Annotated in this window: 15 protein-coding genes and 2 pseudogenes; 10 read left to right on the top strand and 7 right to left on the bottom strand. The window is 57.4% G+C overall.

Features of this window, described 5'->3' with window-relative positions; all coding sequences use genetic code 11:
- Positions 1-109 precede the first annotated feature (109 nt).
- Both AACY18_RS18800 and AACY18_RS18795 read left to right on the top strand, forming a co-directional pair.
- Complete coding sequence (locus AACY18_RS18800) at positions 110-985, top strand: LysR family transcriptional regulator (protein WP_339465667.1); 876 nt, start codon at positions 110-112, stop codon at positions 983-985.
- Positions 986-1,190: 205 nt separating this feature from the next.
- Positions 1,191-1,529 carry a hypothetical protein gene (locus tag AACY18_RS18795; RefSeq protein WP_339432544.1) on the top strand — a complete coding sequence of 113 codons (339 nt, stop codon included), beginning with the start codon at positions 1,191-1,193 and terminating at the stop codon, positions 1,527-1,529.
- A 407-nt stretch (positions 1,530-1,936) separates the two neighbouring features.
- Here AACY18_RS18795 and AACY18_RS18790 read toward each other — a convergent pair.
- Positions 1,937-2,154, bottom strand: a pseudogene (locus tag AACY18_RS18790) (hypothetical protein).
- A gap of 110 nt (positions 2,155-2,264) precedes the next feature.
- Between AACY18_RS18790 and tnpA the strand changes: the two are divergent.
- The 4 genes and pseudogenes from tnpA (at position 2,265) to AACY18_RS18770 (ending at position 4,812) form a co-directional block, all read left to right on the top strand.
- Positions 2,265-2,597, top strand: a complete 333-nt coding sequence (gene tnpA / locus AACY18_RS18785) for an IS66-like element accessory protein TnpA (protein ID WP_339465666.1) — start codon at positions 2,265-2,267, stop codon at positions 2,595-2,597.
- The gene (gene tnpB / locus AACY18_RS18780) at positions 2,594-2,929 is read left to right on the top strand and encodes an IS66 family insertion sequence element accessory protein TnpB (RefSeq protein WP_339432541.1); all 336 of its coding nucleotides are present in this window, start codon (positions 2,594-2,596) and stop codon (positions 2,927-2,929) included. Before tnpA ends, tnpB begins: the two co-directional genes overlap by 4 nt.
- Before the next feature lie 61 nt (positions 2,930-2,990).
- Positions 2,991-4,540, top strand: a pseudogene (gene tnpC / locus AACY18_RS18775) (IS66 family transposase).
- A complete protein-coding gene (locus tag AACY18_RS18770; RefSeq protein ID WP_339432591.1) occupies positions 4,450-4,812 on the top strand; it encodes an ASCH domain-containing protein in 363 nt (120 codons plus the stop codon). The pseudogene tnpC and the gene AACY18_RS18770 overlap by 91 nt, the downstream one beginning before the upstream one ends.
- 424 nt (positions 4,813-5,236) lie before the next feature.
- Here the strand turns inward: AACY18_RS18770 and AACY18_RS18765 are convergent, their stop codons facing one another.
- The gene (locus AACY18_RS18765) at positions 5,237-5,632 is read right to left on the bottom strand and encodes a RidA family protein (RefSeq protein ID WP_339465665.1); all 396 of its coding nucleotides are present in this window, start codon (positions 5,630-5,632) and stop codon (positions 5,237-5,239) included.
- A 140-nt stretch (positions 5,633-5,772) separates the two neighbouring features.
- Between AACY18_RS18765 and AACY18_RS18760 the strand changes: the two genes are divergently transcribed.
- Positions 5,773-6,687, top strand: a complete 915-nt coding sequence (locus tag AACY18_RS18760) for a LysR family transcriptional regulator (protein ID WP_339432539.1) — start codon at positions 5,773-5,775, stop codon at positions 6,685-6,687.
- Between the two features lie 99 nt (positions 6,688-6,786).
- Here AACY18_RS18760 and AACY18_RS18755 read toward each other — a convergent pair whose 3' ends face one another.
- The 3 genes from AACY18_RS18755 to AACY18_RS18745 all read right to left on the bottom strand — a co-directional run bounded on the left by AACY18_RS18755 (position 6,787) and on the right by AACY18_RS18745 (position 8,536).
- The gene (locus tag AACY18_RS18755) at positions 6,787-7,155 is read right to left on the bottom strand and encodes an antibiotic biosynthesis monooxygenase family protein (RefSeq protein ID WP_339432538.1); all 369 of its coding nucleotides are present in this window, start codon (positions 7,153-7,155) and stop codon (positions 6,787-6,789) included.
- A gap of 53 nt (positions 7,156-7,208) precedes the next feature.
- Positions 7,209-8,171 (bottom strand): zinc-dependent alcohol dehydrogenase family protein, encoded by a 963-nt coding sequence (locus tag AACY18_RS18750; RefSeq protein ID WP_339432537.1) that lies wholly within the window; start codon positions 8,169-8,171, stop codon positions 7,209-7,211.
- A 62-nt stretch (positions 8,172-8,233) separates the two neighbouring features.
- Positions 8,234-8,536 carry an ArsR/SmtB family transcription factor gene (locus AACY18_RS18745; RefSeq protein WP_017338400.1) on the bottom strand — a complete coding sequence of 101 codons (303 nt, stop codon included), beginning with the start codon at positions 8,534-8,536 and terminating at the stop codon, positions 8,234-8,236.
- A 137-nt stretch (positions 8,537-8,673) separates the two neighbouring features.
- Between AACY18_RS18745 and AACY18_RS18740 the strand changes: the two genes are divergently transcribed.
- On the top strand, positions 8,674-8,970 hold the full coding sequence (locus AACY18_RS18740) for a hypothetical protein (RefSeq protein WP_339465664.1): 297 nt from the start codon (positions 8,674-8,676) through the stop codon (positions 8,968-8,970).
- Positions 8,971-9,018: 48 nt separating this feature from the next.
- Here the strand turns inward: AACY18_RS18740 and AACY18_RS18735 are convergent, their stop codons facing one another.
- Positions 9,019-9,741 carry a pirin family protein gene (locus AACY18_RS18735; RefSeq protein WP_339432535.1) on the bottom strand — a complete coding sequence of 241 codons (723 nt, stop codon included), beginning with the start codon at positions 9,739-9,741 and terminating at the stop codon, positions 9,019-9,021.
- Positions 9,742-9,960: 219 nt separating this feature from the next.
- Here AACY18_RS18735 and AACY18_RS18730 point away from each other — a divergent pair, with 219 nt between their 5' ends.
- On the top strand, positions 9,961-10,911 hold the full coding sequence (locus AACY18_RS18730) for a GlxA family transcriptional regulator (RefSeq protein ID WP_339465663.1): 951 nt from the start codon (positions 9,961-9,963) through the stop codon (positions 10,909-10,911).
- Positions 10,912-11,001: 90 nt separating this feature from the next.
- Positions 11,002-12,471, top strand: coding sequence for an ATP-binding protein (locus tag AACY18_RS18725; RefSeq protein ID WP_339465662.1), 1,470 nt, complete (start codon positions 11,002-11,004; stop codon positions 12,469-12,471).
- Here the strand turns inward: AACY18_RS18725 and AACY18_RS18720 are convergent.
- A complete protein-coding gene (locus AACY18_RS18720; RefSeq protein WP_339465660.1) occupies positions 12,436-15,243 on the bottom strand; it encodes an ATP-binding protein in 2,808 nt (935 codons plus the stop codon). The genes AACY18_RS18725 and AACY18_RS18720 overlap by 36 nt on opposite strands.
- Positions 15,244-15,467: the final 224 nt, after the last annotated feature.

Raw genomic sequence — 15,467 nt, 5'->3', positions numbered from 1 at the left:
GGGAGCGATCCTGAGAGGTATATGGCGCTCAGCATATCGGCTATTGTTGCTGCGCTGGTGCAGCGAGTTGGCATCGTATTGATGCATATCTGCATCATCAGGAGGCAAGATGAATTGGGACGATGCGCGGGTATTTCTCGCGGTATGCAGGGAGTCGACGTTACGCGGCGCGGCGCGGGTACTGGGCGTGGATCAGGCGACTGTCGGACGACGGATCACGGCGTTGGAAAAGTCGCTGAGTGCGACGTTGTTTTTGCGCACGTCCGACGGTTACGCGTTGACAGCGGTCGGCGAAGCGGCGCTTAAAAGCGTCGAAAAAATGGAGCACTCGGCGCTGGAGCTGGAGCGGCAGATTCAGGGCCTGGACGATCGCCTGACCGGCAACGTGCGCGTCAGCACCACCGATTCGCTGGCCATCGATTTCCTGATCCCGGCCATCGCCCGACTGCACGAACTGCACCCGGACGTGCGCGTGCAACTGGATGCTTCCACGCAGATCCTCAGCCTGGCCAAACGCGAGGCGGATATCGCCGTGCGCAACACCCGTCCCGACAATCCAGACCTGATCGCTCGGCGGATTGCCCGCTGGCCGGTGGGATTGTTTGCGTCACAGGCGTATATCGACGCCAAGGGCATCCCTCAGCAGGGTAAGGCGTTTGAGGGGCATGACCTGGTGGTTTACGAACCCTATCTAAAGGGTAACAAGGACATGACACTGGTCTGCGAGCCGTTGCATCGCGGGCGAATCGTCGCCAGCCTGAGTTCCAGCTTGTTGGTGCGTCGCTCGATTGCGGCGAGCCTGGGTGTAGGAGAAATCCCTGTTTACATGGGCGAACGTGATGGCCTCGTCAACCTCTGGCCGGCGCGCAATCGCCCACAACCCTATGAAGTGTGGCTGGTGACCCACGCAGACTTGCGCCATACGGCGCGGGTAAGGGCCGTGATCGAGCAGATTGTCGAAGCGTTTGCGCAGGAGAATGAGTGAGCGCTGAGTGGCTTTGGAGAAGCTACGTAGCCTGACGAAACGGCCTACACCCAGAGCAGAATTCGCTGGCTTGTGGGTGTTGGGGAGGGGCTCCATGGTTGTTGCAGCTCGCGGTCATACAACACTCGCTTTTTGAGAGATGAGCCAGGAAAGGTATCGGTCACCCAAGGAAGGGGATCGGATTGAAAGCCAGGGAATTTTTGTAATGGTCAAATTGGTAGGCTTTCATCGCAGCGAAGCTTTCATCCTGCGTGAGGACGATGAGGTAATCGTCGTTTTGCCAACCTTCGTTCATAAAATACTGACTCACTTCCAGGATTCGGTTTGCTATCAGTTGCCCATGGCTGCAAGCCGCCTGTTAGTACATATCATATTGCCCATCACCGCGAGGAGTCTATGTGACCGTAACAGCGAGAACCGCCAAATTTCCCACTATACCGAGAACCACCCACGCAAACGCTACCAGCGCCTTGAATACCTTCCGCGAGGGGCTGAAAACAACGCCAAGCAATGCCCCAATGAGGATGCCTGGAAAGCTGAATAAATAGAAAAGCCACCCCATGGAGTCTGTGACCCAGAGGTCGAAAAGGAACAAGTACAGCCCCATGGCAGTAGCCATTCCCCCCAGCGATTCTCGTGACGCTTTGCACAGCAGCGCTATGCAAAGCACTGCCACTTGCGGTAACCAGGAGTATGCAAAGTTATCTAGGAAGAAGGGGCCTTTTCCAGTTGTATAGACGGCAACGGCAAGGCCCAGCCCGACGCCGATGGCTGCCAGCGGAATACGAGTGAACTGTGGAGGATTATTTTCTATCGATCTCATTCCCTGTGACCTTTTTGAAGCGGGTTGTTCGTTGAAAGTCCGCAGCCTTTTTACAGTGAAATCCCGTCAAATCAAGCGACATTCGAAATGCCAGCTTTCAGCCGATCGCTGCCTTCTAGGGCGACACCCTAAAACTGCCTTAGTCGTGCAATCGCATCTGTAATCGCTTTGGCATTTATGTCTAAGGTTTCCATCGCCACAAGTGCGTTCTCGGCGACAGTATCTACGCCATTCTCTGAAAGCCACTTGGTGACCTCCTCTATTGGGCTCCCAAGGCATGCTGGTTGTGTAGAACCAATGTCAGTGCATCCCCAGTAGCAATGTTGGACTCTGAGTCATGCGCCATGAAAATCGTATGCGTCCGGCCAAGTCATCTACCCAACCTCGCAAGGCCAAGACATGGTGTGCACTTAAATTTAAGTGGGCACCAGTTCTAGCCTTTTAAGCGGGTATTTCATGCAACCAACACGCCGTTCCTATTCAAAATCCTTCAAGGCCCAGGTCATTCAAGAGTGTGCCCAGCCCGGCGCTTCTATTGCCAACATCGCACTCGGCCATAGCCTCAACGCAAACCTGGTCCACAAATGGATTCGGATGCACGCGCAGAAAAGCATGGCGCTGCAACCTGCATTTATTCCGTTACCCATGCAGTTGGGCGGAGCAAGTTCGCAAGCTACATCGTCGAATATCTACGTCGAGATCCAGCATTCGCGCGGCACCGTCAAAGTGAACTGGCCAACCGAAAATGCTGCTGCTTGCGCCACCTTTCTTCGAGACCTGCTGCGATGATCCGCATCGACTTCATCTGGCTCGCTACCGAGCCGATGGACATGCGAGCGGGCACCGAAACCGCGTTGGCCAGGGTGATCGCGGTGTTCGGTGCGGCGAGGCCGCACTGTGCTTATCTATTTGCCAACCGCCGCGCTACTTGCATGAAAGTTCTGGTACATGACGGCTTCGGTATCTGGCTGGCTGCTCGTCGGTTGAACCAGGGCAAATTCCATTGGCCAAGCATCCGTCATGGAGCTGAAATGCAGTTGGACACCGAGCAACTTCAAGCTCTGGTAGTGGGCCTGCCATGGCAACGTGTGGGTTGCGGCGGCGCGATCACACTGCTTTAACGGCTGCAATTCGGCTATCGGTCTATCCCCGCGAACTGCCTGCTCTGGCAAAATCCGCAGCATGACTTCTTCGCCCAATCTCGACCAAATGTCCTCCGACCAACTGCGTGCCTTGGCAGCGCAGTTGCTGTCGCAAGTCGACACCATGGGCAAGAAGATCAACCGAGACCAAACGGTGATCGAGAAACTGACTCACGAGATCGCGCAGCTCAAGCGATTGAAGTTTGCCAAGCGCAGCAAGCAGATGAATCCCGAGCAGGCCAGCCTGCTCAATGACCTGATCGATACCGATATCGCGGCGATTGAAGCAGAGCTTCAGGCGTTGCAAACAGTGCCAGCGGCGACCGAGAAAAAGCAAAAGCCCAAGCGCACTGCATTGCCGGCAGGGTTTCCACGCACGTTGATCCATCACGAACCGGACAATACTCACTGCCAATGCGGCTGCGCACTCAGCGCATCGGTGAAGATGTCAGCGAAAAGTTAGACTACACGCCCGGCGTATTTACCGTAGAGCGTCATGTCCGTGGCTAGTGGATCTGTAATGACTGTGAAACACTGATCCAGGCGCCGGTTCCGGCACAGGTCATTGATAAGGGCATCCCGACCGCTGGGCTGCTTGCTCACGTCATGATCGCCAAGTTTGCCGACCATCTTCCGCTTTACCGGCAAGAGTCGATTTTCGGACGAGCTGGCTTGGCCATTCGACGTTCAACCTTGGCGCAATGGGTTGGCATGACGGGCGTACAGTTACAGCCTCTGGTCGATGCGTTGCGTGATGTAGTGCTCGGACAGCAGGTCATCCATGCCGATGAAATACCATTGCAGATGCTCACGCCGGGTGCGAAGAAAACCCACCGTTCTTATGTTTGGACCTACGCCACCAGCCAGTTCTCGGACTTGGCGGCGGTCGTTTACGACTTCAGCCCCAGCCGTGCCGGAGAGCACGCTCGCAACTTTCTGCAAGACTGGAAGGGCAAGCTGGTCTGTGATGATTTTGGCGGTTACAAGGCAAGCTTCGAACTTGGCGTTACCGAAATCGGCTGCATGGCCCATGCGCGACGCAAGTTCTTCGAATTGCATGCCACCAACAAGAGCCAGCTCGCCGAGCAGGCTTTGCGATACATCCAGTTGCTTTACGAAATCGAGAGCGAAGTCCGCGACCTGGAACCGGATTTACGGCGCCGAATACGGCAAGAAAAAGCCGTACCAGTGATGGACATGCTGCATGCTTGGATGATCGCCCAGCGCGATGTTGTGCCCGAAGGTTCGGCTATCAGCAGAGCACTCGATTACAGCCTGAAACGCTGGGCAGCGCTGTCGCGCTACCTCGATGACGGGGCCGTACCCATTGATAATAATTGGGCAGAGAACCAGATCCGGCCGTGGGCTCTTGGGCGCAAGAACTGGCTCTTTGCAGGGTCGCTACGCAGCGGGCGAGTGAAATCGATCAGTTGCTGCCGCATAAGTGGAATCCCATTAAGGCGACTATTTTCCAAGCGCCCAACTGTTAGGAGAGAACCATCAAGGCTTTATCAATTGTACGGCCCAGTGGCGGTCGAATCGCTTCTGGCGAGAAAACCCTCGAAGTTCGTCGTTGGTTTCCAGACTTAGATCCTTTCGAGGATCTTCTGATTGTCGAAAACGGGAGGTTTCTTCATAACGATGGTGACGAAGACGATAACGGTATTGCCGTCGCAATTGTGCGCGTGAAAGCCGTGCGCCCATTCGTCCTGGCTGACATGCAAGCGGCCTGTGCAAGTTATTTTGAAGACGGCTGGCTCGCATGGGAGCTGAGTGACTTAAGGCCAGTCACACACTCAGTGGCCATCCGAGCGGCGCGCGGTATCTACGAGGTAGACTTCTTGCTTCCAGACAAGCGCTGACCATTAAGCAAGACGTGTTGAGCAGACGCTTACTGAAAATCGGCCTTGGATTCGGGTTCGCAAAAGCCTAGTTCATATCGTCAAAGGCGAAGACTGATCACTCATCCAGTCGGACCAATTTACGCACCAAAATAGCGCACCAGTCCCATCTCAGTCCCATATGGCTTTTTTTCAGACACCAAAAACCACAAACTCCCAACTTTCTCTAGGAAAATCAGGAATTTGCGTTTACTTAATGTGGCGGTGAAGTAGAGATTCGAACTCTAGAACTCCTGCGACCATAAATATTCATCACGATAACTTCCCACTGGCAGCATCCGGCCAAAAGCGGACGGTGACAACAGGTAGCGAACGGTAGGGAGCGGAGGGGCGCGCCAGAAAAAAAAGGGTTCCCTTTGGCGGTCGGAGGAGTGCTGAGCCGATTCTATTGGGGTAGTTTGGCGATCACTTTGATCTCGAAGTCGAAGCCGGACAACCAGGTCACGCCGATAGCAGTCACTGTCGGGTAGGGAGCTTCGCCCCAGTACTCGGCCGCTACTTCCCAGATAGTTTCGAATTTCGAGTCGGGGTCGACCATGAAGATGGTCGTGTCGACCACATCCTCGAAACTACTGCCGGCCTCGGCCAAGATCGCGTTGAGGTTGGCGAAGGCCAGGCGAACCTGTGCCGCAAGGTCCGGCTCGGCCGAGCCATCCTTGCGGCTGCCGACCTGACCGGATACGAACAGAAAACCGTTGGAGCGAATCGCCGGCGAGTAGCGGTGGAGTTCGTACAGTGCATGGCGGTCAGGCGGGAAAACGACATCACGTTTGCTGGTCATTGCATACCTCCTTCGGGGCCATCGCGGCCCGCTGTTTACGATGAAGCCACTGTAAAAAAACGACCAACCTGAATAAACAAGCAACTCTGGTCATGACTGTTTGTAGAATCCAAACTATCCAGACCCGAGTGAGGCGTGAAATGGACCGTTTCGATGCAATGCAGGCCTTTGCCCGAGTGGTGGAAACCGGCAGTTTCACCAAGGCGGCAGCCACCCTGCACATGAGCAAGACCACCGTGACGCAGCTCGTTCAGCAACTGGAAGCGAGGCTGCGCGTGCGCCTGCTCAACCGCACCACACGCAAGGTCAATGTCACCGCCGATGGCGCGGCCTACTACGAGCGCGTCATCCGGCTACTGGTCGATATGGACGACGCCGAGACCAGCTTGTCCAGCGCTTCGATGACACCGCGCGGGCGGCTGCGGGTGGATGTACCCAGTCCGCTGGCGCGAATGCTGCTGATACCAGCCTTGCCGGGGTTCTTTGCACGCTACCCGGAAATCCAGCTGACCGTGGGCGTGAGCGATCGCATCGTCGACATCATTGGCGATAACGTAGACTGCGTGGTGCGCGGCGGCGAGATCATCGATCAGTCCCTGGTGGCAAGGCATGTGGGCGATCTGAAACTCGGCATCTATGCCGCGCCCGGCTATCTGCAGCGCTTCGGTACGCCGGCGCACCCCAGTGAGCTGGAGGAGGGCAGGCACAGTACCGTTGGCTTCCTCTGGTTTCGTACAGGCAAATCCTTGCCCTACGCGATGCAGCGGGGTGAGGAACGCATCGAGGCCCAGGGCCGCCCGCAACTGACGGTCGACGACGGCAATGCGTACCTCGCCGCCGGCTTGGCTGGTCTGGGCATGCTTTGGCTACCGCAGTACATGGCCAAACCGCACCTGGTCAGCGGTGAGCTGCTGCCGCTATTTGAGGACTGGCACATGGCGCCAATGCCGATGTATCTGGCATTCCCGCCGAATCGCCATGTCAGCGCCAAGGTGCGGGTATTTATCGACTGGGTAATAGATTTGATGGCCGAGCATGCGCCGGTGGTTAGGTGAAACAGGTGTAAAGCCATTTCAGGACTAGACACTCTAAACGTCCATTTTTGACAAAAGTTGTCGGTCATGAACGTCTGTTTCCGACAACGGCTATTTGCTTTAAGGCCACAAGCCTCTTAAGCCGCTGGTAGCACCCATGCCAACGGTATTGTTTGGATCATCATGTTCGTCAGTCCTAAAAGCGGTCTCCTCAATATGGTAGACCTTCGGTTCTTCCGAAAAGTATCCCTCTAAGCCCATCATGAACAGCCGATGGTCTTCACTCGCTTCGAAGCCCGGCGTGTGATCTTCGAGTGATTGCCATCTCACTATCAGGTTGAACAGCTCGGGGCTTTCGATCCCTTGCGCTAGCAAGTGGCCGCCGTAGCCCTTTGCGCGGCTGAGCAAAGGAGCGACCTCGGCAAATGCACATCTGAACTTATCAATGTGTTCTTTGTGTACGGGGAGCAAAGCAATTTCATAAATCATGGCGTGCCTTTAAGTGAGTTCAACGGTTAAAAATACGCACTTACGGGATGAGCCTATGGCTCGACTGCGATCGCGATTTTTCCTTGAATGCCGTTGTTGGGACTCTCCAACCGGGCATGGGCGAGCGCAATGTCGGCAAGCGAATAGACAGCGCCAACGTGTGGCCGCAGCTGACCGCGCGCTACCAACGCGCTCAGTTCATCAAGCTTGCCGCGGTTTTGCCTGGTGAAAACGAAGTGATAACTCGCGTTCTTGCCCCAGGCCTGAACGACGTTTTGTGGCAGTGCAATGTCCACAATCGTGACCACGCGGCCAAGTTGTGCGAGCACGTCGGGGCTACGCGACAGTGTGTTGCCGCCGATGGTGTCAAACACGACATCGACTCCGCGGCCACCTGATTCCCGGATGATGGCGTCGACGTAATCCTCCTTTTCGTAGTCGATGACCACATCGGCACCTAAACTTCGTGCGAACTCGGAGTTTGCCTCGCGCACGGTCGTGTACACCCTTGCCCCCATGGCTTTTGCCAGCTGGATCGCCACATGACCGACTCCCCCCGCGCCACCGTGTATGAGGATGCTTTCCCCCACTCTGAGCGCTGCACGCACGACCAGTGCTTCCCACGCCGTCCCGCCAACCAAGGTCAGGCTTGCCGCCTCAAGATGGCTCAGCGAGGGAGGCTTCTTCCCGACAATGCTTTCTGCAGCGACGTGGTACTCGGCATAACTTCCTGGCCCGTCAAATATTTGCGGGGTGTACCAGACTTCGTCTCCTGGTACGAAGGTCGTCACACCTGGCCCAACTTCTTCGACAACGCCAGATACGTCGTGTCCGGTAATGGCCGGCAGTTGCACCAGGTCGGGATAATCGCCACGTCGAACCTGGTAATCCAGTGGATTGATGGAGGTTGCGTGTACCCGGACCAGGACCTGTCCCGTGTGTGGCACGGGCTTGGGCACGTCGCAGAGTTCGAACGATTCAGGACCGCCAAATGATTTAAGTATCATCGCTTTCATAGTAAATCCTCGTATCTACAAAAAGGAATATCGAGATATCTAGATATATTGCGGTAAAAAAATTACAGATCTTTCCCAATGATCTCGGCAAGAGCACTGATGGTTGCCTCATTTCGTTTGTAGTAGGTCCACTGACCGATGCGCCTTACTTCGACCAGGCCCACTCGTTGCAACGTGGCAAGATAACCGGACACCGTTGACTGCGACAGTCCGATACCTTCTTGAATACTACTGACGCAGACTCCGACCGTGAGAACGTCACCTTCATCCTGCGGAGGGAAGTTCTTTGCGGGATCCTTCAAACCTTTCAAGATTTCAAGACGCGTAGGGTTTGAGAGGGCTTTGAATATTTCGATCAATTCCATAAGCTTAGGGTATCGAGATTTATCGATATGTCAATACGGGAGATTAGAACAATTTTGAACTTCGAATTGCCAACGGTTTCGTTGGCTAGACCGAGTGTCCGCTTCTGGCCGTTCTCTGCCGATCATGGTTACAAAGCGTGCTGGTCAAATCCGATGCGATCGGTGGTCAGGTCGAATGCAAACGGGTGGTCAAGTGGAGTGCAATTTCGCAGACAAAAGAGGCGGTCCGACAGGCCTCTACGATCAAGGCAAATTATTGGGCTTCAACCGCGGTGTATTTTCTTGGCATCGTCGGCATCGTCGTTGCGACCTATTACGCCAATCAGGCCAACGTCTTTGTAGCGATTCAAACGACTCTATCGGCGGTTCAAGCAGGCAAGGTTACCCCTCCACCTAACCCCGCGATGTTGCCATTACCGATCACGCCACCCTAAAAAACGGCCTTCAAAAGAAGGCCGTTTTTGTGGGCGTTAAACACTCGTTTATGGCATCTGCGGCAACTCTTGCGGGCGCAAGTCAAACACCAGCACTTCGGCATCCACGCCATTGCTCAAGGTCAGCACCTGCTCCTCGCGAACCCGCACGCCGTCACCTTCCTGCAACCGCTGGCCGTTCAGTTCAACGCTGCCACGCGCCACATGCACATAGGCGTAACGGTTGGCCGGCAAATCCAGCGTGGCGCTCTCTTTGCCATCGAACAGCCCGGCGAAGACTCGCGCATCCTGGCGCACGGTCAGCGAACCATCACGGCCATCCGGCGAGATGATCAGTTGCAGGCGACCGCGTTTTTTCTGCGCACTGAAATGCTCCTGTTGATAGCGCGGTTTGGCGCCGCCGACGTCCGGCACGATCCAGATTTGCAGGAAGTGCACAGGCTTGGTCGCCGAATGGTTGAACTCGCTGTGCGCCACGCCACTGCCGGCGCTCATCAGTTGCACATCGCCGGGGCGAATCACTGAGCCTGTGCCCAGGGTGTCTTTATGTTCCAGCGCGCCTTCGAGCACGTAGGAAAAGATCTCCATGTCGCGATGTGGGTGCTGGCCGAAGCCTTTGCCGGCGGCAACACGGTCATCGTTGATCACCAGCAGATCGGAAAAACCCTGTTCACGCGGGTTGCGATAGCTGGCGAAAGAAAAGGTGTGGAACGACTTCAACCAGCCATGATTAGCGAGGCCACGATCGGAGGCTTTACGAAGAGTCAGCATGATGAAATCTCCTTGCGGGACGTGAATTCGTCCGAGTGAGGAGAAGGTTACTGGTTACTTTGCGATGCAATAAGTAGATGAAAATTGAAATACTGTCCCTCTCAGGTTGACAGTTTTGCGGTTCAGTTCACGCATTCTTTTTTAACGACTTCGCTGTACTTGGCCATAATGCTCACTCTGCCTCATGCCTTTCATTTTTGCTCTCAGTGAAGTCTCCCCATGAAAACCGTGGCAATGGTGTTGTTCCCTGACTTTCTTCTGCTCGACATGGCCGGGCCGCTGGAGGTGTTTTCGGTTGCCAACCGGTATTTGAAACCGCAACTGCATTATCAATTGACCACCCTTGGCACTGAACGCGGCCCTCTGCGCGCATCCAACGGTGTGCAAGTGCTGGCCGACTGCTCTATCGAAGACGCACCGCAGCGCTATGACTTGTTGCTGGTGCCCGGTGGTCCCGGCGCTTACAACGAAAAGCCTCCCGCATTGCTCGCTTGGCTAAAAGAGGCCGTCCCGCGCGCCGAGCGCTACGGCTCGATCTGCACCGGCGCGTTCATTCTTGGGCATGCCGGATTGCTCGACGGTTATCGCGTCACCACGCACTGGAATTACACCGAACGCCTGATCAAGGCATTCCCGAAGGCGAGCGTCGCGACCGATCAGATTTTCATTGAGGATCGCAACCTGATTTCCTCGGGGGGTGTCACTGCCGGCATCGACCTTGCGCTGGCGTTAGTCGCCCAGGATCACGGCAAGAAGCTGGCTCAGGATGTCGCCAAAGTGTTGCTGGTGGTGATGAAACGGCAGGGCGGGCAGGCGCAGTTCAGCCCATTGATGGCGGCAGTGGCGCCCCAGGAAACCCCGATCACGCGGGTGCAGACTTACGTGCTCGAACACCTCGACGAAGCCTTTAGCGTCGAACGCATGGCTCATTTGGCGAACATGAGTACGCGGCACTTCGCGCGGATTTTCGCCCGTGACATCAATATGACTCCCATGGAATTCCTGCAGAGTGCGCGCATCGACTGTGCACGCAACCTGTTGGAAACCAGTGACCTGCCATTGAAAACCGTGGCCTACAAGAGCGGTTTCGGCAGCGTGCGGCACATGCGCTTGTTGTTCGCTGAAAAGCTCGGTCTGACGCCTGTGCAGTACCGCGAACAGTTCAGCTAGAGCCATTGTGTCCGTCACGCGCACTCGTATGTCCGTGATGCGCCCTGTGTGGTGGTTGTACCGTCAGCCGGGACTGCCAAGATAGCGGGTATGAACAACCGCCACGATGTGAACCCGGCGTCGGTGCTGTATTTCGGCCCCTACGCGTTTCATTTGCGCCAACGGTTGATCCTGGAAGGGGATCGGCCACTGCGTATGGGCGGGCGTGCGCTGGACATTCTGCAGGTGCTGGTCGAGCGAGCGGGGCGCGTGGTCAGAAAGGAAGAGTTGATTGCGCGGGTCTGGCCGACGTCAGTGGTTGAGGAAATCAACCTTCGCGTTCACATCGCGGCACTGCGCAGAGCATTGGGTGAGGGTGAGAAGGGGCATCGCTACATTGTCAATGTGCCGCAATGCGGCTATCGCTTCGCGGCGCCGGTGCACGGTGACAGCGCCGGGCAAGTGGTGTTCGAAGGTCTGCAAGCGCCCCTGCACAACTTGCCGGCGCGACTGACGCCGGTCACGGGTCGCGATTCATTGGTGGGTGCCATGGTGCGGCAATTGCCGCTGTGCCGGCTGATGACCGTGACCGGCCCGGCGGGCGTCGGCAAAACCACCGTCGCGTTGCGCGCGGCAGAGTTGTTGCTGGAGCATTTTGGTGACGGCGTGTGGCTGGTGGATCTGTCTGTGATCGACGAGCCCGCGTTGCTGTTCGATCATCTGCTGCAAACACTCGAAACCGATTTCGACACGCTATCTCGCCGCCACACCTTGCTGGTGCTGGATAACTGTGAGCACCTGCTCGACGCTTGCAAGGCGTTGGTTGAACGCTTATTGGACGCAGCGCCCAGGCTGTCGATTCTTGCGACCAGTCGTGAAGCCTTGCACGCCAGCCTGGAGACCGTGCAACAACTGCCGCCGCTGGCCATTCCCAAATCCACGGCACTGAACAGTGTTGCAGAAGTCATGGGTTATTCGGCGGTGCAGTTGTTTGTCAGTCGTGCCCGCGCGCGGCAGCAGGGATTTACGCTGCGCGAACAGGATCTCAACGCTGTGCGTGACATCTGTCGGCGACTCGATGGTTTGCCGCTGGCGATTGAACTGGCAGCGGCACACATTGATGCTTTGGCGATGGTCGGGTTGCAGGCCCAACTCGACAACTGTCTACAGATGCTCAGTCATGGTCGGCGCACCGCCGTGCCTCGTCATCAAACCCTGACGGCCGCGCTGGACTGGAGTTATCAGCACCTGAGCAAGCAGGAACAACGGGTGTTGCACCGACTGTCGGTGTTCCAGACGGCGTTTGCCCTTGATGCCGCGTTGAGTGTGATCAGTTGCGCACAACTGCCGCCCTCGATGCTGGCCTTGATGATTGAGCGGTTGGCGCAGAAATCGTGGCTGGTGGTGGTGCGGGGCACCGGTGGGCTGCGCTATCGCATGCTCAACACCACCCGGCGTTATGCTCGCGAACGACTGGAACGCAGTGGTGAGTCGAGTGATTTCGAACACCGCCATGCACGCAGCCTAAGCCGCAGCCGTTGGCCTTCAGACTCGCAGTTGACTGCTCAGCTCGTCGAGTAGCGAGCGCACCTTGCGCAAGTCCGGCGTGGCGTAGCCTTCGGTGAAGCGTTGGTAGATCGGGTTCAGCAGATCCAGCGCTTCGCGGCAGCGGTTTTGCCGTTGCCACAGTTGGGCCAGCGACGTGGCGCTGCGCAGTTCCCAAGCCAGGGCGCCCTGGCTTTGGGCGATCGAGAGTGCCTGTTGCAATACTTCTTCTGCCTGGCGGGTATTGCCGCCCGAACACCCTGATTCTTCAGCCAACAACCGATCCGCGCGAGCGCGCAAAATCTCCGCTGTACTCCAACCCGCTGCGCCGCTTTGCGCGCGTTCAAGCAATGCATCATCAACAAATCCGCTGTCCAGGGTCACCATGACTTCTCTGACCAGACCGCTGCTCTGCAACGGCATTGGCGTAGCGCTATCCGCGTCGATCACCTGCGCGTAGTGCCGTGCCCACGTATAGAACAGCATGACCGAATGCTTCTGTGCCTGCTCCAGCAACAGATGCAGCAGCGCGCGGGCGTTTTGCCGGTCACCGTTGTAATGAGCAATCAAACAACTGGCCAGCGCCAAGGTGTAACAGATCGAGGTGCCGTGGTTGATCTGCACGGCAATATCCAGCGCCTGTCGCGCGGTGCGCCAGGCTTGCTCCGGGAAACCTTGCAGCCACAGCACACGGGCGAGCACTGTCAGCGAGGCGACGCTCTGGTCGTACTGCACGCCAAAACCGTGGGTAAAACGGTTGAGGTGACCGCTGTGTGCCATCCGTTCGATCACCTGCTCGGCATGAATGCGCGCCTGCGTCTGGTCGCCCGCGTAGTGCAGGGCCAGCACCCGCAACCGGTGCATGCTCAGCGACAGCAGCGGGTCGCCATGCAGGCCAATGCGGTCGAACTGCTCGCTCTGCTCCAGCGCTGCCTGGTAATGACCGCAACTGAGATTGACCGCCATGTGTCCGGACACCGCCCGCAGTTGCCCGGCGATATCGTCGTGTGCTTGCGCCAGCGTACGGGCGTCGACGAAGGCTGCGATGGTTTCCGGGGTGCCGCCCCAGGTGTGGTAGCAGGCACTGCCGAGCGCCAGTTTCAGAGCGATTTTCACACGCGGACAAGGTTCGGCGGCCTTGTCGAGCAGGGCCAGCGCCCGACGCACGTAACCGCCGTACTCCTTGAGCAGCGACAACTCTTGCCACAACGGTGCCGAGGTCGCGGCCAGATAAATCCCCACTTCATTGGGCCCGGCACCGTTCAGGCTCCAGTCCAGCGCAGCACGCAAGTCTTCGAGACCGCGTGCATAGCGTTCGATCCACAAAGCGGTCGAGGTGCTCTCCCAATCACTTTGCGCTTGATGCATCAGCGCCAGGCAGCGTTCGGCGTGGCGTTTGCGGGTGTCGGCAAGTTCCGCGCAGTGGTCGAGTTTTTCCAGGGCGTAGCGCCGGGTGGTGTCGAGCAAGCGGTAGAACACCTCTTCATCACCGACCTCGACGTTGAGCAGAGATTTGGCGACCAGTTGTGTGACGGAGCCAAAGACCTCGTCGGGTTCAATGTGCTGACCGACAATCACGGCGGCAGCGGACTCCAGTGTGAAACCGCCACGAAAGACCCCCAATCGTCGCAAGCAAGTCTGTTCGCAAGGCGTGAGCAGATTGAAGCTCCAGTCCAGCGTCGCGCGCAGGGTATGGTGGCGTTCCAGGCTGCTCTGATTACCTGCTGGCGAGGCGGGCAGGCGCCCCTGCAATTGGCTCAGCAAACCGCTCAGCCCCAGTTCGTTGACCTGCGCCGCCGCCAGTTCCAATGCCAGGGGGATGCCATCCAGCCGTCGGCAGATTTCAATGACATGAGGCAACTCGGCATCCTGCAATTCGAAGCTCTCGTGAGCGGCAAGGGCTCGTTCGACAAACAGTTGCAGTGCCGAAAAGCTCAAGGCTTGCGCACGATCGAGCACCGCAATCGGCGGCGGGTAATCCAGGGATTCCAGGCGCTGCACATACTCGCCTTCGGCGCGCAGGCTCTCTCGGCTGGTGGCCAGAATGTGCACTTGCGGCGCGCCGCGCAAAATGTGCTCGCTGAGCAGCGCTACGGCATCGATCAGGTGTTCGCAGTTGTCGATCACCAGCAACATTTGCCGTTTGCTCAAGCCGTCGATCAACCTGTTAAGCGGTTCGCCATCGTGCAGCGACAGGTCGAGCAAGGTCGTCAGGTGCGAGCAGATCATTTGTGGGTCGTTGATTGGCGCCAGGTCCAGCAGCCGGATACCGTCCTGGTAGCGGCCGATCATCTGTTCGGCCACACGCAGGGCCACGGTGGTTTTGCCGATCCCGCCGGGGCCGACCAACGTGATGCAGCGCTGACGTGGCAGTTGGGCCACCAAGCTGTCGACCAGTGGCTGACGGCCGATCATCCGTGTGCGGCGCAGCGGCAGGTTATGCCGGGTGCCGCTATCGGCGAGCGGGCGCTGCCCGATGGACTCCAGCAGGGTCGGCGCGACAAAACTGTAGCCACGCTGCGCCACCGTGATGATGTAGCGCTGGCCGGCCTGGCCGTCGCCAAGGGCTTTGCGTAGCGCCGCCATGTGCACCCGCAGGTTGATGTCTTCCACAACACTGTTCGGCCACACCTCGGCGATCAACTGCTGCTTGCTCACCACTTCGCCGGCGTTCGCCAGCAGGATCAGCAGAATGTCCATGGCACGTCGCCCCAGACGCAACGGCTGGTCGCCCTCAAGCACCAGCCGTTGTCCGGGATGGATCCGATAGGGGCCGAAACCGATGGCCTGATTCGGGGAAAGACTCAACAGCTCACTCCTGCAATGTTTTTATGATCCTGACCGTACTGTGCGAAGCCTTTGTGACGAGCAGGGCGGAGGAAGAGAACAGCGCACGCAAGCCCTCTAATCCGCAGTATCGGGACATATTCCTCAGGTTCTTGCCTGCGTGCAACGTGCAGAAGGACGGCCTCGATGAACGCGAAGCGGCGTAACCCCCGTTTTTACGGACTGCCATGTTCCAAGCCGCGTCT

Source organism: Pseudomonas sp. EA_65y_Pfl2_P74, from assembly GCF_963970575.1.
In the GTDB taxonomy this organism is placed as follows: Bacteria; Pseudomonadota; Gammaproteobacteria; order Pseudomonadales; family Pseudomonadaceae; genus Aquipseudomonas; species Aquipseudomonas baetica_A.
The sequence above is the reverse complement of the archived record's forward strand: the minus strand, read 5'-3'. Positions and strand labels throughout refer to the sequence as shown.

Coding starts and splice junctions, on each gene's coding strand:
- AACY18_RS18800 (WP_339465667.1), top strand. CDS start 110: ATGAATTGGGACGATGCGCGGGTATTTCTCGCGGTATGCAGGGAGTCG.
- AACY18_RS18795 (WP_339432544.1), top strand. CDS start 1,191: ATGGTCAAATTGGTAGGCTTTCATCGCAGCGAAGCTTTCATCCTGCGT.
- tnpA (WP_339465666.1), top strand. CDS start 2,265: ATGCAACCAACACGCCGTTCCTATTCAAAATCCTTCAAGGCCCAGGTC.
- tnpB (WP_339432541.1), top strand. CDS start 2,594: ATGATCCGCATCGACTTCATCTGGCTCGCTACCGAGCCGATGGACATG.
- AACY18_RS18765 (WP_339465665.1), bottom strand. CDS start 5,632: ATGACCAGCAAACGTGATGTCGTTTTCCCGCCTGACCGCCATGCACTG.
- AACY18_RS18760 (WP_339432539.1), top strand. CDS start 5,773: ATGGACCGTTTCGATGCAATGCAGGCCTTTGCCCGAGTGGTGGAAACC.
- AACY18_RS18755 (WP_339432538.1), bottom strand. CDS start 7,155: ATGATTTATGAAATTGCTTTGCTCCCCGTACACAAAGAACACATTGAT.
- AACY18_RS18750 (WP_339432537.1), bottom strand. CDS start 8,171: ATGAAAGCGATGATACTTAAATCATTTGGCGGTCCTGAATCGTTCGAA.
- AACY18_RS18745 (WP_017338400.1), bottom strand. CDS start 8,536: ATGGAATTGATCGAAATATTCAAAGCCCTCTCAAACCCTACGCGTCTT.
- AACY18_RS18735 (WP_339432535.1), bottom strand. CDS start 9,741: ATGCTGACTCTTCGTAAAGCCTCCGATCGTGGCCTCGCTAATCATGGC.
- AACY18_RS18730 (WP_339465663.1), top strand. CDS start 9,961: ATGAAAACCGTGGCAATGGTGTTGTTCCCTGACTTTCTTCTGCTCGAC.
- AACY18_RS18725 (WP_339465662.1), top strand. CDS start 11,002: ATGAACAACCGCCACGATGTGAACCCGGCGTCGGTGCTGTATTTCGGC.